16 protein-coding genes and 1 riboswitch are annotated in these 25,119 nt (G+C 36.3%); of the genes, 14 read left to right on the plus strand and 2 right to left on the minus strand.

Annotated elements, in window-relative coordinates; translation table 11 throughout:
- Positions 1 to 325 precede the first annotated feature (325 nt).
- The 3 genes from lcp (HCB38_RS03120) (at position 326) to HCB38_RS03130 (ending at position 13,328) form a co-directional block, all read left to right on the plus strand.
- Entirely contained in the window at positions 326 to 6,421 is a 6,096-nt protein-coding gene (lcp, locus tag HCB38_RS03120; RefSeq protein ID WP_185637524.1) for a putative cellulose-binding protein LCP, read from the plus strand.
- Positions 6,422 to 6,811: 390 nt separating this feature from the next.
- Positions 6,812 to 12,820 (plus strand): putative cellulose-binding protein LCP, encoded by a 6,009-nt coding sequence (gene lcp / locus HCB38_RS03125; protein ID WP_260484195.1) that lies wholly within the window; start codon positions 6,812 to 6,814, stop codon positions 12,818 to 12,820.
- Positions 12,821 to 12,950: 130 nt separating this feature from the next.
- On the plus strand, positions 12,951 to 13,328 hold the full coding sequence (locus HCB38_RS03130; protein WP_185607623.1) for an Imm8 family immunity protein: 378 nt from the start codon (positions 12,951 to 12,953) through the stop codon (positions 13,326 to 13,328).
- A 26-nt stretch (positions 13,329 to 13,354) separates the two neighbouring features.
- On the opposite strand, the gene HCB38_RS03135 is transcribed toward HCB38_RS03130, so the two are convergent.
- Entirely contained in the window at positions 13,355 to 13,612 is a 258-nt protein-coding gene (locus tag HCB38_RS03135) for a DUF1294 domain-containing protein (RefSeq protein ID WP_185318283.1), read from the minus strand.
- Between the two features lie 78 nt (positions 13,613 to 13,690).
- Between HCB38_RS03135 and HCB38_RS03140 the strand changes: the two genes are divergently transcribed.
- The 5 genes from HCB38_RS03140 (at position 13,691) to HCB38_RS03160 (ending at position 18,958) form a co-directional block, all read left to right on the plus strand.
- The gene (locus tag HCB38_RS03140; protein WP_185318284.1) at positions 13,691 to 14,068 is read left to right on the plus strand and encodes a RidA family protein; all 378 of its coding nucleotides are present in this window, start codon (positions 13,691 to 13,693) and stop codon (positions 14,066 to 14,068) included.
- A gap of 64 nt (positions 14,069 to 14,132) precedes the next feature.
- Positions 14,133 to 14,229, plus strand: a riboswitch (SAM riboswitch).
- Positions 14,230 to 14,323: 94 nt separating this feature from the next.
- Positions 14,324 to 15,427, plus strand: coding sequence for a 5-methyltetrahydropteroyltriglutamate--homocysteine S-methyltransferase (locus HCB38_RS03145; protein WP_185607625.1), 1,104 nt, complete (start codon positions 14,324 to 14,326; stop codon positions 15,425 to 15,427).
- Positions 15,428 to 15,523: 96 nt separating this feature from the next.
- A complete protein-coding gene (gene uvrC / locus HCB38_RS03150; RefSeq protein WP_185637526.1) occupies positions 15,524 to 16,624 on the plus strand; it encodes an excinuclease ABC subunit UvrC in 1,101 nt (366 codons plus the stop codon).
- 170 nt (positions 16,625 to 16,794) lie between these two features.
- Positions 16,795 to 18,237: an amino acid ABC transporter substrate-binding protein/permease gene (locus HCB38_RS03155; protein WP_185637528.1), complete on the plus strand. Its 1,443-nt coding sequence runs from the start codon at positions 16,795 to 16,797 to the stop codon at positions 18,235 to 18,237.
- Positions 18,230 to 18,958, plus strand: coding sequence for an amino acid ABC transporter ATP-binding protein (locus HCB38_RS03160; protein ID WP_185318288.1), 729 nt, complete (start codon positions 18,230 to 18,232; stop codon positions 18,956 to 18,958). Before HCB38_RS03155 ends, HCB38_RS03160 begins: the two co-directional genes overlap by 8 nt.
- A gap of 41 nt (positions 18,959 to 18,999) precedes the next feature.
- Here the strand turns inward: HCB38_RS03160 and HCB38_RS03165 are convergent, their stop codons facing one another.
- Positions 19,000 to 20,889 (minus strand): amidase family protein, encoded by a 1,890-nt coding sequence (locus HCB38_RS03165; RefSeq protein WP_185637530.1) that lies wholly within the window; start codon positions 20,887 to 20,889, stop codon positions 19,000 to 19,002.
- Positions 20,890 to 21,369: 480 nt separating this feature from the next.
- Between HCB38_RS03165 and HCB38_RS03170 the strand changes: the two genes are divergently transcribed.
- From HCB38_RS03170 to HCB38_RS03195, 6 genes are all read left to right on the plus strand, one after another.
- Complete coding sequence (locus tag HCB38_RS03170; protein ID WP_185319000.1) at positions 21,370 to 21,516, plus strand: Lmo0850 family protein; 147 nt, start codon at positions 21,370 to 21,372, stop codon at positions 21,514 to 21,516.
- A gap of 219 nt (positions 21,517 to 21,735) precedes the next feature.
- On the plus strand, positions 21,736 to 22,494 hold the full coding sequence (locus tag HCB38_RS03175) for a hypothetical protein (protein ID WP_185318290.1): 759 nt from the start codon (positions 21,736 to 21,738) through the stop codon (positions 22,492 to 22,494).
- 81 nt (positions 22,495 to 22,575) lie between these two features.
- Positions 22,576 to 23,130: a TetR/AcrR family transcriptional regulator gene (locus tag HCB38_RS03180; RefSeq protein WP_185607628.1), complete on the plus strand. Its 555-nt coding sequence runs from the start codon at positions 22,576 to 22,578 to the stop codon at positions 23,128 to 23,130.
- Positions 23,131 to 23,146: 16 nt separating this feature from the next.
- A complete protein-coding gene (gene sugE1 / locus HCB38_RS03185) occupies positions 23,147 to 23,488 on the plus strand; it encodes a quaternary ammonium compound efflux SMR transporter SugE1 (protein WP_185318292.1) in 342 nt (113 codons plus the stop codon).
- A gap of 2 nt (positions 23,489 to 23,490) precedes the next feature.
- Positions 23,491 to 23,811: a quaternary ammonium compound efflux SMR transporter SugE2 gene (gene sugE2 / locus HCB38_RS03190; RefSeq protein WP_185318293.1), complete on the plus strand. Its 321-nt coding sequence runs from the start codon at positions 23,491 to 23,493 to the stop codon at positions 23,809 to 23,811.
- A gap of 151 nt (positions 23,812 to 23,962) precedes the next feature.
- Positions 23,963 to 25,075 carry a D-alanine--D-alanine ligase gene (locus HCB38_RS03195; RefSeq protein ID WP_185318294.1) on the plus strand — a complete coding sequence of 371 codons (1,113 nt, stop codon included), beginning with the start codon at positions 23,963 to 23,965 and terminating at the stop codon, positions 25,073 to 25,075.
- Positions 25,076 to 25,119 lie beyond the last annotated feature (44 nt).

Below are 25,119 nucleotides of genomic sequence, written 5' to 3' on the forward strand. Positions count from 1 at the left end.
ATAAAAGTACTAAAAGTCCGATATAATACAATATACTTGTTTTGGGATTGTTTGAAAAAATATTGAAAACGGCTATATTATGGGATTTTTAATTGTTATTTTTGTTTCTTTAAGATGTTTCATTTGTAAATTGTGTCTAAAATGTGTCTGTAACCGTTTTTTTATATGACGAAATTTTGTATGAAATAGTTTTATTTATCATTTATTTAAAAAACTCATTTTAATCATGTGTACATAGACGTTCTCTACACGTATTATAAAAGTTGCGATGTGAGTACAAACTACTTCACAACTATAAAATATACTTTAAGGAGAGAACTCTTTTATGATGAAATTATCTAAAGCGAGGCATTACTTAGTGTTGCTAATGGCATTTTTCCTAGTATTAGGACAATTGAATTTAACAGCCCTTAATGTGTTTGCAAAAGAAAATGGGAATGACGAGCTAACTTATGAAGTTCAGTCTAAATTGGCAGAAGATAAAAAAACAGCTGATTTAACCATTAAAGTAACACCAACAAATGATCAGGTGAAAATCTTGACTATTGAAACACCTGATGGAGAGAAGAAAGAAGGCCAAGAAGTAAGCTATAAAGCTGAAAAAAATGGTACAACTAACTTCTTAATTAATTATCAAAATACAGGCGAAGAAAAAGCAGAAACTAAAACATATACTGCTTCTTATGAAGTATCTGACATAGTTTCTGAAGATGAAGTAAATAAGGATACGGAAACAGAGAAGGCACCTGAAAAAGAAGATGCTAATATTCAGCCTCCTTCTACTACTAACAATACTAAATCACTTAAATCTGGACAAACAACAGTTGAACTAAAAATACCAGATTATAACCAAACAGCATGGGCAAACGGTGATATTAAAGAAGTAACTGCGACCGTGAACTTTGGTGACAGTACTTCTACTGGCAAAAAAGTGAATTTCACTTTACCAGATGGAATGCGTTTTGTATCTTTGCCAGTACCAAATAATTATCAGGCTGGGACGAATGTGGATAAAGGACTTTTAAGTTATTTAGGGGCAAGTGATCCACTAGGAGTAGCGATTACGTCAGCGAAAGTACCTGACAAAGAAACAACATACAATCAAGCAACTTTCGGAACAGTTAGTTATGAGCTAAGTCCTGGAACTGAAAAAGCGAGTTTTACTTTTTCTGTACGGGTAGATGCAGCAAAATATTACGGACCGACTGATTTAGTAGATCCAATTAAAACCGAAGTATTTAAAGGAGAGGCAAGTACACCTGTTGCTTCTGCAGAACAAGCAATTCATGCGGAAGGAAATAAAGTAGTAGGCTATGCCAATCAAGATCATGTAAAAACAATGTTCCGCCATTGGTATAATGATCAAAGACTATCAGAAGTCCTTGCAAGTACAGATGCTGCAGACTCTTATAACTATACAAAATCTTACTCTGTCGTGAACGGATTGAATAGTTTGGACAGTCGAGGATCAATGACTTATATTGCTAAAAACATCGAAATAACGCTTTATTACCCAGAAGGTATGGAGTTTGTAGACGTTATAAATAATAATGGAGGAGTAATAAAGGGTGATTCTAACTTAACTATTACTAATTATCCAAGTGAAAATAAAGTTGTGATTAATAATAAGCGCTTAAACTCCAGTGCCGCTAGTAATGCTGTTTATGGCGTCAAATATAAAGTGCCTAAAGGAACTCCAGCAGGAACATATAGCACAGATAAAGTGCCGCATGCGGTTATCACAACATATGATGGTGAAGTATTTGAATCGGATGCACTAACATCTAATTCTAGCGACTTAACTACTTTAGCGCCTTTAGACATTTGTAAAGTTGTTGATACTACCGAAAATAAAATGACTTTGACTGCAGCCAATGGTCAACTGAATCCAAATAACGAAACTTGGGCTGGTAGCATCCAAATTAATAATAAAAATAGTGCTGGTGTGAAAAAAAATCAAATGTATCAAATTAAATTTGATCCTAACTGGGAAGCTTATATGGTTAATATTCCCTTTGATAGCACCATTTCAGGAAATAAAATCAGTGAAGTACAGTATAAAACAAATTTAAACGACGCTTTTCGAACATTTGATGGAGCGCTTATTAAAAATAATAATCAAATGTATCGACTAGATGCAAAAGCAGTTGGGCTTGAAGATGGGGAATATTTCACAGAAGTAAAAGCAAATGTGGGAGATTTTGCGCCTGGATACCTTAACACAGAATCTTCGGCTACTTACCGTTGGAACTCCACTGCTTCATACGGTAAAATCAAGCCCGGCGTTACATCTGTCCAATATGAAGGTGCAATTTGGGACGCGGATGATGAGGCCAATACGAAAGTATCTGGCACATCAACCTATAAAGTTTCAACTGCAGAAAGTACAGCAGCAAATGGTACAGCAGCTTTCTATAATAAAGCTGGTACAATGGTGAAAACAGCTAGTGCAGGAGAAACTATCAACACAAAAGCGACATTATTGTTACATGATTACCCTTATGGAACAAGAACAGTTCTCAATGATCCAGAAGTTTATTTACATGCTCTAGAAGGTACAACAATTCAACCTTCGTCCATTAAACTAACGGATCAGGATGGGAAAGATGTTAATTTCACAGTTGAACAAGAAACGGCCAATAATGGAGACAAAGTATTCGTTTTAAAAACAACGGATGTAACAGTAGGTGCATTTGTAGGCTATCCAACTAAAACTAAATATCTAAATATCAGTTACAATACAACGTTTGATGTAACTTTAGATAAAAGTATTAACATGGATGCGCAACAGGTCATTGCATGGGGAGCGAATGTTACTCCGGCAACGGCAAATAATACTTTTTCAGATTTAGGGCTAGATGTAAATAAAAATGGCAGGGACAATGATAGATTACTTTCTGTCAATAGTAGTACTTTAAGTATTCCAAAACAAGATACAGTCACTGTAGAAACTTTCTTAAGCGTGGCTGGAGAAGGCGCTAAAGCAGCTTATGTAGAAGGAGAAGACAGTACAGTTTCTTACTTCACACCAGGAACAGATGCTGATTATACAGTCAAGATTACGAATACTTCTAGTGGGAACGCAAGTACATTCGAGCTTTATATCCCAATTCCAAAAACTGGTCAAGACTTCGGATCTAAATTCCAAAGCGAACCATTCAAGTGGGATATGAAACTAAATGGAGCGCTACCTGTTAGTGCAGAACAACAAGACCAATTCGATGTAAGTTATGCAACAACCGCAACAGGAGATAATTATGATTCCAACGACATATACTCAGATACTGTTGCTGATTACGAAAAAGTTAACATGGTTCGAATCAAAGTGAAGACACAAATTAATGCAGGTGAAACACAAACCTTCAAAGTACCACTTAAAGTAGATGAAACATTCGATTCAGCAACTGAAGGTAACAAAATTGGTGAACGTGATATCTACAACCCGTATTACCGTGTAATTACTAATACGTTCTCTGGTTCATTATCTGGAACAAAAGTAGGTGCTGAACTAGTAATTGGTGAAGTAGCAGGTACTTTATTTAATGATAAAGATGCTAATGGTTTGTATGAAAAAGACAAAGGCGATGAACCTTTAGCGAGTGAAACAGTTGAATTATACAAATGGAATGAAGCCACTTCTGCATACGAGCCGGCCAAAGTAGGTGACAAAAATGTAACTGCCACAACGGACAGTAACGGTAAATACAGTTTTGATTACAATGATGGTGTTGGTTATGGTAATTATGCAGTGAAATTCCCAGACAAAGCGGGCTATCAATATACACTAAAAAATATTGGTAAAGATATTTCTCTAGATAGTGATGCACCTTATAGCGGAACAGATAGAGGTTGGGTGAAACAAATCGATCCAACACAACCAAGCTCACAATATACAAATGCAGGTTATTATGCTTATGACCCTACGCAAGATTTAAAAGTTAACCTAGATAAAAAACAAGTTCAAATGGGTCGCAGCTTAGAAATCACTTTACCAAAAGTAGCTTCAACAACAGGACAAGCTGCCGAAGATACTATCGAACCAAGCATCTTTAAAAATATTAAAGCAGCAACAGATGGGTATAAATGGACTGTTGCAGATACCAATGTGGCAACAGTACAAACATTAGCAGATGGTTCAGCAGCTGTAGTTGGCGTTTCTACAAACAATAAAACGATTGATGTAACAGATTTAACGATTACCATCCAAGATATTTTTGGAACAGAAAAAAGTTCCAAAGCACCAGTATATGTTACTGGAACAGAGGGAACTGTTGCGCAACAAGATGGTTATACCATGGGAGCTACTGATTTTTCAATAGAGTATAAAGAAGCTACTGCATTAACGAAAGCACAGGCCCTAACTCTTGCGAAAACAGCCGCTTTTGAAGAAGTAAAAGACGGCGTTAACTCAAGCGCAGAAGATCGTTTAGACCAAGTTCAAGTAAACCAAGCACAATTAGATGCCATAAAAAATGGCTCTAATCAAGGTGGCGTGTATCCATTAACTTACACGATAACAAAAGATAGCAAAACGGTTTCAGTTACTATTCAAGTAACTGTAGCAAAAGATTTAACCGCAGTGAACGCACATGATTCTACTATTTATGTAGGAGACACATGGGATGCGGAAGACAACTTTGATAGTGCAACAAATAAAGAAGGCGACACTAATGTAGCATTTAGCGATGTAACAGTTACAGGAACTGTAAACACCGCAGTAGCTGGTTCGTATCCAGTAACCTACACATATAATGGTGTCTCTAAAAAAATTAATGTTACTGTCAAAGCTAAATTAACCGCAGTAAACGCACATGATTCCACAATCTATACAGGTGACACATGGAATGCGGGAGACAACTTTGATAGTGCACTTGATAAAGATGGCAATTCCGTCGCTTTTGCTGATATTACAGTGACAGGAACTGTTAATACAAATCAAGCTGGTACTAATACCATCACTTATAGCTACGATGGAGTTTCGAAAACTATTACAGTTACCGTCTTAGAAAATAAGGAAGGTATCAGTGCTCATGACTCTACTATTTATGTAGGAGATGCATGGAATGCCAAAGATAACTTCGATAGTGCTTTTGATAAAGATGGTAACGCCGTTGACCTAGAAGACGTAACAGTCACAGAAAAACCAACTGTAGATACGACAAAAGCAGGTGCTTACGAAGTCACTTACAAGTATGGCAAAGTATCGAAAAAAATTACTTTAACTGTGAAAGCTAAATTAACCGCAGTGAACGCACATGATTCCACGATTTATGTTGGAGATGCGTGGAGTGCAGAAGATAACTTTGATAGTGCGCTTGACAAAGATGGCAATTCCGTCGCTTTTGCTGATATCGAAGTAAAAGGAACTGTTGATACAGACAAAGCTGGAACATATCCAGTAACGTACACATATGACGGTGTCTCAAAAACAATTAACATCCAAGTAAAAGACATCTTAACAGCAGTGAACGCACATGATTCTGAAATCTATGTAGGAGACAGCTGGGATGCCAAAGATAATTTTGATAGTGCACAAGATAAAGATGGAAATACAGTAGATTGGCAAGATATCAACGTTTCAGAAAATCCGACTGTTGATTTAGAAACAGCTGGAGTATACCAAGTGACTTATAGTTATGACGGTGTTTCGAAAACAATTAATCTGACTGTAAATCCAAGAAAAACAAGTGTAGAAGTGCATGACTCCACAATTTATACAGGAGATACATGGAAAGCAGAAGACAACTTCGATAATGCTACAGATAAAAAAGGTGACCAAATTTCTTTCGAAGATGTAACTGTAACTGGACAAGTTGATCCTGAAACAGCAGGCGCATATGAAGTAAGCTATAGCTATGATGGAGTGGAAAAAGTAGCACATATCACTGTAATCCAAAATCAAGCACAAATTACTGTAAAAGATAGCGTTATCCCATATGGAGAAAAATGGGAAGCAGAAGCTAACTTTATAGGTGCGACAAACCGAGATGGTGTAGCAATTCCTTTCTCCAAAATTCAAGTAGATGGTACAGTAGATGTAAATAAAGCTGGAACATACAAAGTGATTTACACGTATGATCCAAATGAAGGAACAGCAGATGCAGGCAAAAAGCAACTTTCTGTCACAGCTAACATTCAAGTAGAAGCAGAAATTGTAAATCCAGTAAAACCTGTTGATCCATCAGATCCAACAGAACCTACAAATCCAGTAAAACCATCAACTCCAACAAAACCATCAACAGAAAAAACACCATTAAAAGTAGTTGATAACAAGCAACATACAGCAACATATGAAGAAGCAAAACCATTACCAAAAACAGGTGACCAAACAAACACTTGGGTAATCTGGACAGGCTTGAGCTTACTTGTTCTAAGCATGCTCTTGTTGGCAATGAGAGGTAGAAAGAAAAAATATCAATAAAGTAAAGCAATAAGAAGTAGGGCATGCATTCGACATGCCCTATTTTTTTATCTAATTAACTAGCGAAAACTGGTATTAAGACAAACTAGGTTTAAATAAAATTGGTCTATTTTAGTAAAAACAACTTTTTTCATTAGATGAATGTGACGAAAAAATGTCTAAAATGTGTCTGGAAGCGTTTTCTTTTATGGCGGATTTTTGAATAAATTTAATGTTTGAAACGAATTATTAAAAAAAACAACTAAAGCTTCTATACACTAGTGCTTCTTTGCAAGTATTATAAAAATGCGATGTGATTATATGTCCTTAAACAGCCCAAAAAAATTACTTGAAGGAGAGGATTTTTTGATAATTAAACCAAACAAACTGAAGCAATGGTTAGTATTGTTAATGGCATTTTTCCTAGTGTTAGGACAATTAAATTTAACTGCACTTCACGTGTTTGCCAAGGAAAACGGGAATGATGATCTTACTTATGAAGTTCAGTCGGACATAGCAACAGATAAAAAGTCTGCTGATTTAACCATTAAAGTAACACCAGCTAAGGAAGAGGTAGAAATCGTAACTATTAAAACTCCTGATGGGGTGGAAAAAGAAAGTCACGAAGCAAGTTATAAAGCCATTAAAAATGGTGAAATATCTTTCTTAATTACCTATCAAGATACTAATACAGAAAAGTCAGAAACAAAATCTTATACAGCTACTTATAAAGTAAGTGGCATTGTTTCTGAAGAGGAAACAAGTAAAGAAGTGGAAGAGAGCAATCAAGAAGCTACTACAAAAGAGCCTTCTGATTCAGACAATACAAAAACAACAAGCAAACAGTTACTTAAAGCTAATCAAGCAACCGTGGATTTAAATATTCCAGATTATAATCAAACAGCTTGGTCTAATGGAGATATTAAAGAAGTTAATGTAACTGTTGATTTTGGTGATAATACTTCTACTGGAAAGAAAGTAAGCTTCGCGTTGCCAGATGGCATGCGCTTTGTATCTTTGCCCGTACCAAGTAACTATCAAAGTGGTACAAATGTAGATCCCGCTATTCTAAGTCGTCTAGGTGCAAGTGATCCACTAGGAGTAGCAATTACTTCAGTTACAGTGCCGCAAATAGAAAAAGCCTACAATAACGCAACATTTGGTACAGTTAGTTATGACTTATCTTCTGGAACAGAAAAAGCAAGTTTTACTTTTTCTGTGCGAGTGGATGCTGCTAAATACTACGGTCCAAAAGATATAGAGTCGCCTATTAAAGCAGAAGTATTTATGGAAGGCGCAAGTAATCCTATTGCTTCTACAGAACAAGCTATTCATGCAGAAGGAAATAAGGTCATAGGTTATGCTGAACAAAATCATGTGAAAACAATGTTTCGAGATTGGTATGAAAATTTCACGCTACCAGAAGTACTAGCGAGTACGGACGAAACAGCTTCCTATAACTACACCAAAACCTATGCACTTGTAAACGGATTAAATCAATTGGATGGTCGGGGAGCACCATTTTTTGTGGCAAAACATATGAAGACAACACTTTATTACCCTGAAGGAATGGAATATGTTGGTGTAGTGGATAGATTTGGAAACTTAATGAAAGACTCTACAAATATGACATTCACTAATTACCCAGAAGAAAATAAAGTAGTGATTGATAGTAAGCTCTTAAACTATAATTCTGTTAGCGGTTCTGTATTTGCAGTCAAATATAAAGTACCAAAAGATACACCGGCAGGGACATATAGTGCACCTAAAGCACCACATACAGTTATTACAACATATGATAATCAAGTTTTTGAAACAGATGCATTAACAACGAATAGCGCAGATACTACTACAGTGACTCCGATTGATGTTTGTAAAGTAGTAGGCGCTTCTGCAAATAAGTTAACGCTATTCTCAGCGAATGGCACTATCAATCCAGATAATGAAACATGGGCTGGAAGTATTCAAATTCAAAATAAGCAAACAGCAGGTGTTAAAACCAATCAAGTTTATCAGATTGAATTTGACCCTAATTGGAAAGCCTATATGGTCAATATTCCTTTTGATAGTAGAGTTGTTGGAAATAAAATAAAAGATGTGCAGTATAAAACTAATTTAAATCCCTCTTACCGCACCTATACTGGAGCACTTACTAAAAACAACAATCAAACCTATCGTTTGGATGCTAAAGTGGTGGGACTTGAAGAAGGAGAATACTTTACAGAAGTGAAAGCAAATGTGGGAGACTTCTCACCAGGCTATGTCAGCACAGAATCGCTTGCAACCTATCGCTGGAATTCCACCACTTCATATGGAATGGTTAAACCAGGCATCACCTCTGTACAATTTAAAGGTTCTATTTGGAACGCAGAGGGTGAAGCTAATACGAAAGTTTCTAGCACTTCCACATATAAAGTGAGTAACTCTATTACTACTGCAGCAAATGGCACCGCAGCTTTCTTTGATAAAACAGGGAAATTAACTAAAGTAGCAAGCGCAGGAGAAACTATCAATACAAAAGCGACATTATTGTTACATGATTATCCTTATGGAACAAGAACAGCGCTGAATAATCCAGAAGTATATTTACGTGAGCTAACAGGTACAAAAGTTCAACCATCCAGCATTAAATTAACCGATCAAGATGGAAAAGATGTTGATTTTTCTATAGAAGAAAAAACAGCTAAAAATGGTGAAAAAGTATATGTGTTAAAAACAAAAGATGTTTCTGTTGGAAATTTCCTTAATTATCCATATAAGCAAAAATATTTACATCTCAGTTATAACACTACATTTGATGTTACTTTAGATAAAAGCATTAATATGGATGCGCAACAGGTTATCGCATGGGGAGGATCGGATGTTACTTCGGCAATTGCGAATAATACTTTTTTAGATACGGGCCTAGATGTGAACCAAAATGGCAGGGACAATGAAAAATTACTTTCTGTCAACAGTAGTACTTTAAGTATTCCAAAACAAGATACAGTCACTGTAGAAACTTTCTTAAGCGTGGCTGGAGAAGGCGCTAAAGCAGCTTATGTGGAAGGCGATGATAACACGGTTTCCTACTTTACACCAGGAACAGATGCCGATTATACAGTACAAATCACTAATGCTTCGAATGCGGAAGCAAGCACTTTTGAGCTGTTCATTCCCATTCCAAAAACTGGTCAAGACTTTGGAGATAAATTCCAAAGTGAAGCCTTTAAGTGGGATATGAAACTGAATAGCGCCTTAGCCATTACAGCAGAACAACAAAATCAGTTTGAAGTGAGCTACACAACAGAAGCTACTGAAAATAATTATGATGCGGAAAGTATTTATTCAGATACTGTTGCTGACTATGAAAAAGTAAATATGGTTCGAATCAAAGTGAAAACACAAATTAATGCAGGCGAAACACAAACCTTCAAAGTACCACTTAAAGTAGATGAAACATTCAATTCAGCAACAGAAGGCAATAAGATTAGTGAAAGAGATGTTTATAATCCTTACTATCGTGTAACAACTAATACATTCTCTGGTTCGCTATCTGGAACAAAAGTAGGTGCTGAGTTAGTTATCGGCGAAGTTTCCGGAAGGTTATTTCAAGATAAAGATGTTAATGGTTTGTATGAAAAAGACAAAGGTGATGAACCTTTAGCGAATGAAACTATAGAACTTTACAAATGGAATGAAACCACATCCATATACGAACCGGCCAAAGTAAACGGTGAAAATGTGACTGCTACAACAGACAGTGCAGGAAATTATACATTTGATTACAATGATGGTGTTGGTTATGGTAATTATGCAGTGAAATTCCCAGACAAAGCTGGCTACCAATATACACTAAAAAATATTGGTAAAGACATCTCACTGGATAGTGATGCACCTTATAGCGGAGCAGATAGAGGCTGGGTGAAGCAAATCGATCCAACACAACCAAAATCTCAGCACATTAATGCAGGTTATTACGCTTATGACCCTACGCAAGATTTAAAAGTTAATTTAAATGAAAAACAAGTACAGGTGGGAAATAGTTTAGAAATTACTTTACCGAAAGTCCCCGCTACTACAGGACAAGCTGCCGAAGATACTATCGAACCAAGCTTCTTTAAAAATATTAAAGCAGCAACAGATGGGTATAAATGGACTGTTGCAGATACCAATGTGGCAACAGTACAAACATTAGCGGATGGTTCAGCGGCTGTAGTAGGTATTTCCACAAAAGACAAAACGATTGATGTAACAGATTTAACGATTACCATCCAAGATATTTTTGGTACAGAACAAAGCTCTACAGCCCCAGTATATGTTACTTCAAAAGCCGGAACGACTGTTCAACAGGATGGTTATACCATGGGAGCAACTGATTTTTCGGTGGAGTACAAGGAAGCTACTAGTTTAACGGAAGCACAGGCCCTAACTCTTGCGAAAACAGCCGCTTTTGAAGAAGTAAAAGACGGCGTTAACTCAAGCGCAGAAAATCGTTTAGACCAAGTTCAAGTAAACCAAACACAATTAGATGCCATAAAAAATGGTTCTAATCAAGGTGGCGTGTATCCATTAACTTACACGATAACAAAAGATAGCAAAACGGTTTCAGTCACTATTCAAGTAACTGTAGCAAAAGATTTAACCGCAGTGAACGCACATGATTCTACTATTTATGTAGGAGACACATGGGAAGCGGAAGACAACTTTGATAGTGCGTCAAATAAAGAAGGTGACACTAATGTAGCGTTTAGCGATGTAACAATTACAGGAAGCGTGAATACCGAAGTAGCTGGAGTCTATCCGGTGACATACACCTATAATGGAGTTTCCTCGACTATTCAAGTTACTGTCAAAGCTAAACAAACAGCTGTGAACGCGCATGATTCCACAATTTATACAGGTGACACATGGAATGCGGGAGACAATTTCGATAGTGCGCTAGATAAAGATGGCAATCCCGTTGCTTTTACTGAGGTAACGGTGGCAGGAAATGTGAACACAAATGAAGCAGGTAGCTATCCAATCACTTATAGCTATGACGGCTTCGCGAAAACTGTTACAGTCACAGTAAAAGAAAATAAATCAGGTATCAGTGCTCATGACTCTACTATTTATGTAGGAGATGTGTGGAGTGCCAAAGATAACTTCGATAGTGCTTTTGATAAAGAAGGCAATGCGGTTGACCTAAAAGACGTTACAGTCACAGAAAAACCAACTGTAGATACGACAAAAGCAGGTGCTTATGAAGTCACTTACAAGTATGGCAAAGTATCGAAAAAAATTACTTTAACTGTAAAAGCTAAATTAACCGCAGTGAACGCGCATAATTCAAAGCTTTATGTCGGAGATACGTGGAAGGCTGAAGATAACTTTGATAGTGCGCTTGATAAAGACGGCAATTCAGTTACATTCGCCGATATCGTAGTAGAAGGAACCGTTGATACAACTAAAGCAGGAACATATCCTGTAACATACGTGTATGATGGGGTTAAGACAACAATCAATATCCAAGTGAAAGACATTCTAACTAATGTCCATGCACATGATTCAGTAATTTATGTAGGGGATAGTTGGAATCCTAAAGACAACTTTGACAAAGCTTTAGATAAAGATGGAAATATGGTAGCTTGGAATGAAATCACTGTCACAGAAATGCCAACTGTGGACTTAAAAACACCAGGTGTTTATCAAGTTACCTACAGTTATGCTGGAGTTTCGACAACCATTCATGTTACAGTAGAACCAAGAAAAACGAGTATTGAAGTGCATGATAGTACAATTTATGCAGGAGATACATGGAAAGCAGCGGATAATTTCGATAGTGCTACAGATAAAAAAGGCGACAGAATTTCCTTTAAAGATTTGACTGTAACCGGAAACGTAGACAGTAGAGAAGCTGGCACTTATGAGGTAAGATATAGTTACGATGGAGTGGAAAAAATAGCACATATCAAAGTGTTAAAAAATCAAGCACAAATCACTGTAAAAGATAGCGTTCTTCCACAAGGTGAAAAATGGGAAGCCAAAGCAAATTTTGTAAGTGCAACAAATCGTGATGGCGTAGAAATTCCTTTCTCTAAAGTGCAAGTAAAAGGTAAGGTAGATGTAACAAAAGCAGGCACTTATCAAGTGGTTTATTCCTATGATCCAAATGAAGGGACAAAAGATGCTGGCAAAAAACAACTTGCTGCAATTGCAACGATAGAAGTAAAACCATTAAGTGTAAATCAAGAAGAACCTACCAAACCTAGCGTAAAAGAAGGAAAGACTAGGATAAAAATTATAAATGGAACACAGCATACAGCAACATATGAAGAAGCAAAACCATTACCAAAAACAGGTGACCAAACAAACACTTGGGTAATCTGGACAGGCTTGAGCTTACTTGTTCTAAGCATGCTCTTGTTGGTGATGAGAGGGAGAAAGAAAAAGTATTAATTTATGAAGAAACAATTAATACAAGATAGTAAAAATAAAAGGTAAACCAATACCGACCAGAGAAAACTGGTCGGTATTTTTGTTATTAGATACATTTAATTTCAGACATTGTTTAAGAAAGGTGGAGCAAATGAAAAAACAAAATAGATTAGAACTCGTTCTATTACAAGAAATCCATTCTACAGAACTTGATTTACCTCTTAAAGAATGGCAGCCTAGTCCCCAAGAAGAAATTTATTTAGTTGTTGATATGTTTATTGGAACAAATGATGTTAAAAAAGGCGGAAATTATTTTTATGTTTTAGTTGTAACTCCCGGAGCAATAAATAAATTGCAGCATGTTCCAAAAGAAAAACGAAAATTAATAGTAATGGAACATTATAGCTATGATTTACTTTTAAAAAAGATAGAAATCATTTTAGAAAAGTGTTCAAAAGAGAATTGGGATGATTCATGTCAAGCACTGCAAAACTATTTCTACTGGGAATTTGAAAATTATAAAAGCTAAAAAATGGACAAACTTAGCTTGTTAATTTAGTATAACCACCAAACCACTATGCCAATAGTCCAAACCATCGCAAGTGGCACTAAAATTCGGAATTTCGGCTTTTGCGTTTTATGGTGAAACAACTGCATTGACATCCAACTACCGAATGCCCCACCAAGAAAAGCGGTGAAAAGCAGTACAGATTCAGGTATCCGGTAAGCGTGTTTAATTGCCTTCCTTTTATCAACAGCGAATAATAGAAAAGAAATAAGCGTTATCGCGATTAAATATATCGTTAAAATCATCCAGAAATCCCCCTTTATTGCTAAATCTAACTTTATTTATTAGAATAAAAGCATACCACAAAAGAAAGCAGGGATAAAATGGTAAAAGAAATTATTCAAACTTCATCAGCCCCAAAAGCACTTGGACCATATTCACAAGCTGTAAAAGTGAATGGACTTATTTTCACATCAGGTCAACTTGGTATTAACCCAACAACCGGAGAATTAGCAGAAGGCGCAACAAAACAAGCCGAGCAAGCTTTTAAAAATTTAGCAGCTGTACTAAAAGAAGCTGGTTCTGGACTAGATAAAATCATTAAAGCAACTGTTTTTTTCAAAGACCTAAATAATTTTACAGCTGTGAATGAAGTATACGCTACTTTCTTTTCCAGCGATTTCCCAGCTAGAAGTGCTTTCCAAGTAGCGAAATTACCGCTTGATGCTGACATTGAAATCGAAGTTATCGCAGAAGCATAAATATTCAGAAATAAATTTGACAATTACGAGAAGTAAACGATATAATAAGAACCAATTACATAGTAACTTATCAAGAAAGGTGGAGGGTTCTGGCCCAGTGAAGCCTTGGCAACCGGACTTTTCACGGTGCCAAATCCAGCAGTATCACTGACAGATAAGGCACGCGAAACAGGTAAATCACTCTTTCCCTTAAAAGCTGTCTTTTTGGGGAAAGTTTTTTTGTACATAAAAATAACTAGAATTGAGGCGAAGAAAATGAATCAAGTGGCACCATTTTACGCAGATCATGTTGGAAGTATTTTACGGACAAAGGCAATTAAAGAGGCACGCGAGAAATTCCAAAGCGGCGAAATTACAACTCAAGAATTACGTGATATTGAAAACGCAGAAATTAAGTATATTGTTGAAAAACAAAAAGAAGTGGGTTTAAAAGCAATTACTGATGGCGAATTCCGCCGCGCTTGGTGGCATTTTGATTTCTTAGAGAATTTGGATGGAGTAGAAGGGTACAATGCAGCGGGAGGTATTCAATTTAGCAAAGTCCAAACAAAATCGCATTCGGTGAAAATCACTGGTCCAATTGATTTCACGACACATCCATTTATAGAAGATTTTATTTTCCTAAAAGAGGTAGTTGGTGAAAATCATGTAGCAAAACAAACGATTCCAAGTCCGGCGATGCTTCATTATCGTGGGGACATGGAGTATCAGCCATATATAGACGATGCTGATAAATTTGTAGCTGACTTAGCGGTGGCTTATCAAAAAGCGATTCAAGCCTTTTATGATGCCGGTTGTCGTTATTTACAATTAGATGATACGTCGTGGAGCTATTTATGCTCTGATGAACAGCGCGAAGTCGTACGTGAGCGAGGTTTCGACCCCGATACGCTGCAAGAAACGTATAAAACGCTCATCAATGAATCTATTAAATATAAACCAGCAGATATGGTTATTACGATGCACATTTGTCGCGGGAATTTTCGCTCTACATGGATAGCAGAAGGCGGTTATGGGCCAGTGGCAGAAACGTTATTTGGTAAACTAAATATCGATGGTTTCTTTTTAGAATATGATAATGAACGTTCTGGAGATTTTTCACCACTAAAATATGTAGCGCGCCCGGATTTGAAAATTGTTCTTGGCTTAATCACCTCTAAAACGGGGGATTTAGAAGACGAAACGGCAATCAAAGAACGAATTAGAGAGGCGAGTGAGGTTGTGCCGCTAAACCAATTACGCCTCAGCCCACAGTGCGGATTCGCCTCTACAGAAGAAGGTAATATTTTAAGCGAAGAAGCACAATGGAACAAATTACGTTACGTCGTCAAAATCGCAGAAGACGTTTGGGGAAAATAACGAATAAGAAGAACTGGCCTAAGCTAGTTCTTTTTTCGTCTTTACAAAAACAGCAAGTAGGAATAGAATAGATGTTCTAGAAGGAGGGGAAGCCCTTTGGATGACAAATTAAAAACCAAATTAACCTTATTACCTGAATCACCAGGTTGCTATATTTATAGAGACGAAAATAACGAAATACTTTATATCGGCAAATCTAAATGTTTAAAAAACCGTGTAAAGTCTTATTTTCATAGTAAACAAATCGGTAAAACGGCAAGGCTTGTAAGGCAAATTCGTGACTTAGAACTTATTATCACTACTTCCGAAAAAGAGGCGCTACTTCTCGAAATGATTTTAATTCAAAAATATCAACCGCCTTTCAATATCCAGTTAAAAGAAGGAACGAGTTATCCCTATATTAAAATCACGAATGAGAAAAACCCGCATATCGAAGTTGTTTTTGAAGTGAAACAAGATGGCGCACACTACTTCGGTCCATATCCAGGCCGTTTTTCAGCAAGGCAAACAGTAGAGCTTATTGAAAAATTATTCCCACTTTGTAGGTGTGATGGGAGACCAGGGCGTCCCTGTTTGTACTATCATTTAGGACTTTGCTTAGGGCCTTGCCAAGCGGAAATTGACCCTGCTGTATATAAAAAACAAATTCAAAAAATCAGTCGTTTTCTTGAAGGCGATGTTAAGGGCGTGAAGGGGAAACTCACTAAAGACATGGAAGCAGCCACCGAAAAATTAGAATTCGAAAGAGCTGCCGAATTACGAGATAAAATTCATGCAATTAATGAAACGATCGAAAAACAACATATTATTTTCCCTGGACTAAAAAATCGTGATATTATCGGCTGCTATGAACAAGATAATTATTTAAGTATCTTCGTTTTTTTTGTTCGAAATGGCGCAATCAATGGAAGTAAGTGGCATGTTTTTCCAATCGAAAATTCACTTCAAGAAGATTTAGCTCACTTTATCAATCAATTTTACGATGATCCAAATAACATCCAACCAAAAGAGTTGCTAATAGCTGAAAAACTCGATAAAATTATCTTGAGAGAGCCACTCCGCAAGGCTTCTATATTCCCACAAAAAGGTGGGAAAAAGAAACAACTTAATTTAGCTATTGAAAATGCTAAGAGTACGTATACCGCTTATGCTAAGATGAAAGAATACGATTTTGAAACCCAATTCAAAAACAGTTAGAAGCTAGCTTTCGCTGATTAGCTTCTTTGTTTTGCTGTGTTGAAAATCTTATCATAAATAACTATGGTCAATAATCTAGCCTTATGGTAAAATCTTACGAGTACGGAAAAAATTAATGCTACATAAAAATAATTAATTATAGCTAAACACATATAGAGGGAGGACACAATATGAAGAAATTTTCACGCTTCATACTAACAATGGCAATTGCATGTGTTGCCATGTTCATTTTCACAGGAAACGGGTTAAATGCAAAAGCCGCAGAAGAAACATACTTAATTGGTACTGATACTACATTTGCACCTTTTGAATTTGAAAAAGATGGGAAACATGTCGGTATCGATATGGATATTCTTAAGGCCATCGCTAAAGATCAAAATTTCAACTATGAAATTAAAGCAATGGGGTTCAATGCAGCAGTTCAAGCGCTTGAAGCTAACCAAGTAGATGGTGTTATTGCTGGAATGAGTATTACAGACGAACGGAAACAAAAATTTGATTTCTCTGACCCGTATTATGATTCTGGTGTGGTTATGGGAATCCTGAAAGATAACGATGAAATCAAGAATTATGAAGATTTAAAAGGAAAAAAAGTAGCTGTTAAAACAGGTACAGAAGGTTATGCTTTTGCTGAAAAAATCAAAGCTAACTATGGTTTTGATATTGTTGTTTTTGATGATTCCGCACAAATGTATGATGATGTTAAAACAAGAAATTCAGTTGCATGTTTTGATGATTATCCAGTACTCGCTTATGGTGTGCAAACTGGAAACGGCTTAAAAATCGTTACTGAAAAAGAAAAAGGAAATTCATATGGTTTTGCCGTTAATAAAGGCCAAAATCAAGAACTTTTAAAGAAATTCAATGCTGGTCTTGTTAATATTAAAGCTAGCGGAGAATATAAGGAAATCCTTAAAACTTATTTAGGGAAAGACGCTGTTAAAGAAAATACTACTGAAAAAGGCTTCATGGGTATTATTAAATCTTCCTGGCCAGCACTTTTAGCTGGAATGTGGTTGACGATTCGTCTAGCCGTTGTTTCATTAATTATTGCCTTTATAATCGGGATTACATTTGGCTTTATGAAAGTAAGCAACAGTAAAATTCTACGTGGAATTGCAACGGTTTATGTGGATATTTTCCGTGGAACACCGTTAATTGTTCAAGCATTCTTCTTCTACTTTGGTATTCCAGCAGCGCTCGACTTTAGGATGCCAGTATTTTTGGCAGGGGTCATAGCTCTAAGCTTAAATGCCGGTGCTTATATGGTAGAAATTGTCCGCGGCGGGATTCAATCTGTTGACAAAGGACAAATGGAAGCAGCGAGAAGTCTTGGCTTACCACATAAAAAAGCAATGATGAAAGTTGTTCTACCGCAAGCAATTCGGATGATGATTCCATCCTTTATCAACCAGTTCGTTATCACTTTGAAAGATACGTCGATTATGTCGGCAATTGGGCTCGTCGAATTAACACAATCTGGTAAAATTATTATGGCGCGTACGTTTGAAAGTACATGGACTTGGCTTATCATCGGAATTATGTACTTGATCGTCATTACCATCTTAACGAAAGTGTCCGATCGTTTGGAAAGGAGATTACGAAATGACTAAACTTAAAGTAACAGGTCTTAAAAAAAGCTTTGGCGCGAATGAAGTGCTAAAAGGCATTGATATAGAAGTAAAAGAAGGCGAAGTAGTGTGTGTCATCGGGCCATCTGGTTCTGGTAAAAGTACCTTTCTTCGTTGTATGAATAACTTGGAGGAAATCACTGCGGGTGAAGTAATTGTCGACGATTATAATATCACCGATAAAAAAGTAGATATTAATAAAGTTCGGGAAAACATTGGTATGGTTTTCCAACATTTTAATTTATTTCCACATCTTTCTGTTTTAGAAAATATTACTTTAGCTCCGGTGGAATTGAAAAAAATGGATAAAGAAGCAGCGAAAAGTAACGCGCTTCGTTTGCTCGAACAAGTTGGTTTAAGAGAAAAAGCAGATGAGTTTCCTAATCAACTGTCTGGTGGACAAAAACAACGGGTTGCTATTGCGAGAGCTCTTGCAATGGATCCTGATATTATGTTGTTTGACGAGCCAACATCTGCGCTTGACCCTGAAATGGTCGGAGAAGTTCTTGGTGTAATGAAAGAGTTAGCTAAAGGTGGAATGACAATGATGATTGTTACCCACGAAATGGGCTTTGCTCGCGAAGTTGGTGATCGTGTTATCTTTATGGATGGTGGTTATATTGTGGAAGAAGGAAAACCAGCAGATATTTTTGACCATCCTACAAACGAAAGAACAATCAGTTTCTTAGATAAAGTTTTATAAAAAAAGCAATATACCTGAAAAATACAGGTATATTGCTTTTTTTATTGTTTTGTTAAAATAGGGTTTTTTCGGTTTTTTGAGTATTGTTCGTAAGCATATCCCATATTCAGTAAAGCTATGTCCGTATTTCGCCGAGAAATAAATGTTAAGCTTACGGGTTGATTTGATTCCTCATCATAGCCAGCTGGGATAGTGAGCTCTGGGTTTCCAGCGATGGGCGCTAAAAACATCACAGATCCGCCCATACCAACTGTTACAACTGCATCTAACTTGTCATTTTGTAATGCAGAATCCAGTTCGCTTCGGGCAGTACGAATAAGTTGATTGGCTAAATCATCCGCTTGCTTTTTCGTCATCGTGCTTTTCTGCGCCTTTATAAGTTCACTTTGACCATATTGCATATTTCTACTAGGATTAGTGTTATTAAAAGCGATAATTGATTCTAATGTCGACATAGGAGAATGATTAATTTGTAAAAATTGATTAAGATCTCGTTTGAAATCTGCGTTTAATAAAGTGGAAAAATCAACATCTACTTGCTCTAATTCTTGTATTGCGATGCCTTCTATAATGGTGGCACCCGCGTTTGTTAAATCTTTTTTGATTTTCTTGAGGATAGCCGTTTCTTCATTACTTTCGCCGTCAGCCAGTAGTCCAATTTTTTTATTTTTAAGTGCATCTTTGGAAAGGTTTGTTTGTTTTGTTTCGTCCATTAAGATATTTGCTGTTACATAAGCATCTGTGACTGTCTTTGTAAGAGGACCAGGTGTATCAAATCTACTTGAGAGCGGGATAATTCCCGCGTTATTTACAAGACCTTGGCTAGGTTTAAAGCCAACTGCTGATTGGGCTGAGGCTGGCGAAATGATAGAACCATTTGTTTCTGTTCCGATGGCAATGGCAGCAAAATCACACGTAGCGGCAGTTGCAGATCCAGAGCTTGAACCAGAAGGATCTAAATCTGAAGAATAAGGGTTTTTACTCAATCCTTTTTTTCCTGAGTAGCCATTCGGTAATTCATCATCCATTCCAGCTGCCCATTCGGACATATTGGTTTTGCCAAGAATTAAGGCACCATTTGCTTTCAATTTATCCACGATAGCTGCATCTTTTTCTATAACCCAGTCTTTAAGAGCTACAGTACCGGCACTTGTTGGAAGAGTGATAGTGCCTATATTATCTTTTAAAAGGATAGGCATACCGTAGAGAGCGGGTTTGTTTGTTGTATTTTGATTATCAAGTTGTTCTGCTTCTGAAATAATAGTAGAGCTAATCTCCGTTACTGAATTTAACATAAGTCCGTTTTGATCGTACTTTTTAATTCGGTTGAGGTAAATTCCAGCTAATTCTTTATAACTTAATTGGTTAGTTGAAATCAAATGTTGAAGTTTGGCTATGTCAGCTCCAACTACTAGATGCTCTTTCGCTTCAAGCGTTGCTAGATCCAATGTTTCTAGCTGGGCATTGATTGGTTCCATTACTCGATTTTTATCATAAAAATACATATCTTTGGTTGGCGCCTCCTCCACCGGTTCTTGTTGATTTGGAGTTGTTTTCTTTGGCGTATTGTTATTTGGGTTGGAACTTTTCTTTTTTTTCACTTGTGCTTTTTTGTCATCTGCTAATTTGATTTCAGTATTTTTATTTTGATAAATAGGCTTTTGTGGGGTTTTTCCAGATAATTCATCCACTTCTAATGTGTTATTGCCAAATTTTGTTTCTAGTTCGATACTTTTATTATTTGAACTGCTTTTTTTATCTTTATCAGGTTGACTTGAATCTTTTGGTTTGGAAGGCGGACGATCTTTTTTCGAAATAGAAGTGTTTTTTTCAGGGGTTGAAGTTTGTTGATTTGTTAAGAAGAGATAGGTTCCGGTTACGATAAAAGTTGAAAAAATTGCGGTACAGCTAATAATAATCCGTCTTTTCATGTCATTCCTCCGATGTTTGATGCCTTTATTTTATTATATAGGAAATACATGATGAAAACTGTGACAAAAGTGTGAAAGATAAAAAGTTTTTGTTTTTAAGCGCTGAATCAATGAAGAAGGGATGTTTGTTAGTTATTTTATTTATAATCAAGATTTTGTGGAGATGTTTTTTCACATTTTCGTCACAAAACAGTAATTTTTTAACTTTTAGTCAACAATTATTGCTTCTTATATTTTATAATTATATAAAAAGCTACTATAAATTCATTGGGAAACATTATATGAAAAAGATGATTATTCTTTATATTAATATGGTATTATCCAATAAAATTCGGTTTTCAAACGCTTTCTTGAAAAAAATCGAGATTATAGGTTAGTTTTTTACTTAATAGGGTATTTTTACTAAAGAGAATATGGTAAAGTAAGGGAAGAGAGATAATGAAAAGAATGAAAACAAATTTGGAAGATGGAGTGATGAGTTTGGATAATAATCAAAAAGATTTGAATCAAGTAATCCGTCAGCTCAAAGAAAAAGGTATCGTGGTTGAAAAAACCAAATCCCGAAAAGATATATGGAAAGCGGTAAGCGGTAAAGCAATACCAAATATGACACTTCGATTGCAATAAAATGGATGAGTGGAGAATTTTTATATGTTATTTGCGGTTGTTTTTGTAAGTGAACGAAAAACAACAAAATATACATGTAAACTTACTCCGCTTTTTTCTTTGTCATAAATTAGTCATTAAGTTTTGATGTTTCTGTTATCCTTTTTAAGCGAAAATGTTGTATGATGGTATGGAAGACTTTTGTGAATGAAGAAAATAGAAATAGAGTGAGGCAAATACATGAAAAAAGAAGTAGTTAACCAACAATCTATTTATGTTCATATTGATCATGTTATTAACAATGTAGCGACTAGCGGCATCTCTTTTTGTGATTTTCTAAATGGTGTAGGCCAACCACCTGAAAATATATTGTTAATTAAACATAATATGGAAGATGCGTCTTATAATGCACACACCGCTTTTCATTACTTAGAGCCAGGAGATTTAGCAAATATAGCTAAAGAAAATTTTAGTCCACTTTGTTGGATTGATTTTGAAGATGTGGAACTTTTGAACCAACTTACACCACAAGAAGTAGCTGAGATGCTTTATCTTGCGCATACAGGTCGCCACCTTCGTTCACCTTTTTATTATAAATTACAAAATAATTTTGTTTATTTAACTAGGGAAGACGGCCGCTACAATAAAGTATATTACCGGAATTTAAATCATTTTTATATGTTGTTAAGTTATGTCATTGCCCGGAAAACATCGGAACTTGTTAATGAAAAAGGCATTTTTTCGTTTGGAAAGAAAAAATATGTTTCCGAACCACCAGTTGAGCTACTCAAAAAAATGGCCGATTATTTTAAAGACGGTGCTTGTATCGCAATGGATGATGTCGTTAGAACTAGGACCCAAATTGAAGTACCAATTGGCCTTGGACTTACGGAAGAAATGACTGAACTAGAAATAACTTCAAAAATTTACTATGAAGAAGAAGTTGCAAAATTAGTCTATGATTTAAAACAAAATGAATGGAAATATATCGAAAAATAAAAAATCAAACCTTTTCCTTTACGTTTGGTTTTTTATTTGATAGAATTTAACTAATGAACGTTAGTTAGGAGGGAGTTTCTAATGACAAAAAAACTTATTAAAGAAATAGCGCTAACCCTTTTTGCGGAAAAAGGATACGACGGGACCGCTCTTTCTGAAATTGCGAAAGCTGTAGGGATTAAAACGCCTTCGCTATATGCACACTTTCCCTCTAAAGAAGCGCTTTTTATGGAAGTGTACCAAGATTCAATCCACACAGAATTAAGCGAATTAAGTAAAGTGGCTGAGCAAGAAGAGTTGATAGGAGCAGAAAAACTTCGAACAATTTTTTTTGTTGCAACTGATTTTTCAAGTAGTCCTGATACAAAGAAATTTTTCCAGCGAGCGGTATTTTATCCACCAAAGTCCCTTTTTAATGAATTAAAAGAAGAAACAAGGACTTATGAGCAATTAACGAATGATATTTTACGAAAAACACTTGAACCTGCTGTGTCTGAAGTTGTGTTAATAAGATGGATGCATGTATTTTATGCGTTACTTGATGGGCTTAGCGTAGAGCACGGAATTTATGATGAAACAGAATTTGAATTGCGTAGGAAATCCGCATGGGAAGTTCTCGCAAGTTTACTCGAATAAATTGGAGGTAAGGAAAATGGCTTGGTTTTATTTGATTATGGCAGGATTATCGGAAATTGTTTGGGCTTTTGGACTGAAAGAATCTCACGGCTTTACAATGGTAGGGTGGAGCCTTTTAACAATAGCCTTTCTAATTGTTAGTTTCGGTTTGTTTTCGCTTTCCATGAAGTCGATTCCAATTGGTACGGCCTATGCGGTATTCACCGGAATCGGGGCAGCTGGTACGGCGATTATTGGAATGATTTTTCTTTCAGAAGGTGTTTCTTTTTGGAAAATTGTTTCGTTAATTGTCTTACTAACAGGAATTATTGGTCTTAAGTTAGTGGATGGTAATGAGTCTGAGAAGGAGGCTAAATAACGATGGATTGGATATTTTTACTCGTAGCAGGTTTGTGCGAAATGGTTTTTGTTGTGATGCTGAAGTTATCAGATGGGTTTAAACGTCTTGGATTTGCGGTACTCACCATTATCTTTATGTCAGCGAGCTTCTTCTTATTATCTCTCGCACTTAAAACAATTCCGATTGGTACAGGTTATGCGATTTGGACCGGAATTGGGGCTGTTGGCAGTGTCACACTCGGAATGGTGGTCTTCAAAGAGCGTAAGAGTGTCGGGAAACTGCTCTTTATTACGATGATTATTGCTGGCGTTGTCGGTCTAAAATTAACATCTGGCGTTTAAATAAAATAGGTTGGAAAAGATCTTTTTGGAATAAGCGCACACCTTTCTTAATCCAAAAATGAAGATTTTTTCAACCTATTTTTTAGTTATGTCTTTTCATCTTGCTAAAACATGGTAAAATAGATAAAGCGAATAATGACGGAGGGGTATTATGAAAACCAAGTTAATTTTATTATACGGTGGAAAATCTGCTGAGCACGAGGTTTCCTTACAAACAGCATTTTCAGTAATCAATGCTTTAGATTTAGAAAAATTTGAAGCTAAGCCAATATATATTACCAATGACGGGGAGTGGATTCAAGGGCCACTTCTTTCTGGAAAATTAGATTTTGTCGAACAATTACGTTTTTCGGCTACAGATACAGTAAGACTTGCTACGACTGAATCAGAGAAATCTGAAGGGGAAGCAATTAGCCCAGCTGTTTTAGAAGCTGACGGACAAGAAACAGTCGTATTCCCACTTTTACATGGTCCAAACGGGGAAGATGGAACTGTCCAAGGCTTGTTCGAAGTTTTAAATATTCCTTACGTTGGCAATGGCGTCCTAGCTTCATCGGCAGCAATGGATAAAATTGTGATGAAGAAAATTTTTGCAGACGCTGGTATTCCACAAGTTCCAGCAGTTGCTGTTCGTTTAATTGATTGGAAAAACTATCAAGCGGAAATGATTGCTGAGATGGAAGAAGTACTTACATATCCAGTCTTCGTAAAACCAGCAAATCTTGGTTCAAGTGTTGGTATTAGTAAAGCAACAAACAAAAAAGAATTAGCAGAAGCAATGGCAGAAGCATTTTTATATGACCGCCGTGTTGTTGTCGAACAAGGAGTAGTCGCTCGCGAAATCGAAATGGGTGTACTTGGAAACGATACGCCAGTTTGCTCTGTTCCTGGTGAAATTTTGCCAGAAGGTGCAGTTGCCACTTTCTACGATTACAAAGCTAAATATCAAGATAATAATACTGCGTTAATTATTCCGACTGAAGTAGAACCGGAAATTTTGGAACAAATGAAAGAATATGCAGTTCAAGCATTCTTAGGTCTTGATGCAAGCGGGCTAGTGCGTGCTGACTTTTTCTTAACGGAAGATAATCAGTTGTTCTTAAATGAAGTAAATACAATGCCTGGTTTCACACCATATAGCATGTATCCACTACTTTGGCAGGAAACTGGCTTACCATACGGAGCGTTAATTGAACGATTAGTTGATTTGGCAAAAGAACGCCACGCCGCTAAAAATGCACTTAAATATAGATTAGAAGACTAAAATAAACAAGAAAGCAGTTTTCAGATGCGGAAGCTGCTTTTTTA

Source organism: Listeria farberi (assembly GCF_014229295.1).
GTDB lineage: Bacteria > Bacillota > Bacilli > Lactobacillales > Listeriaceae > Listeria > Listeria farberi.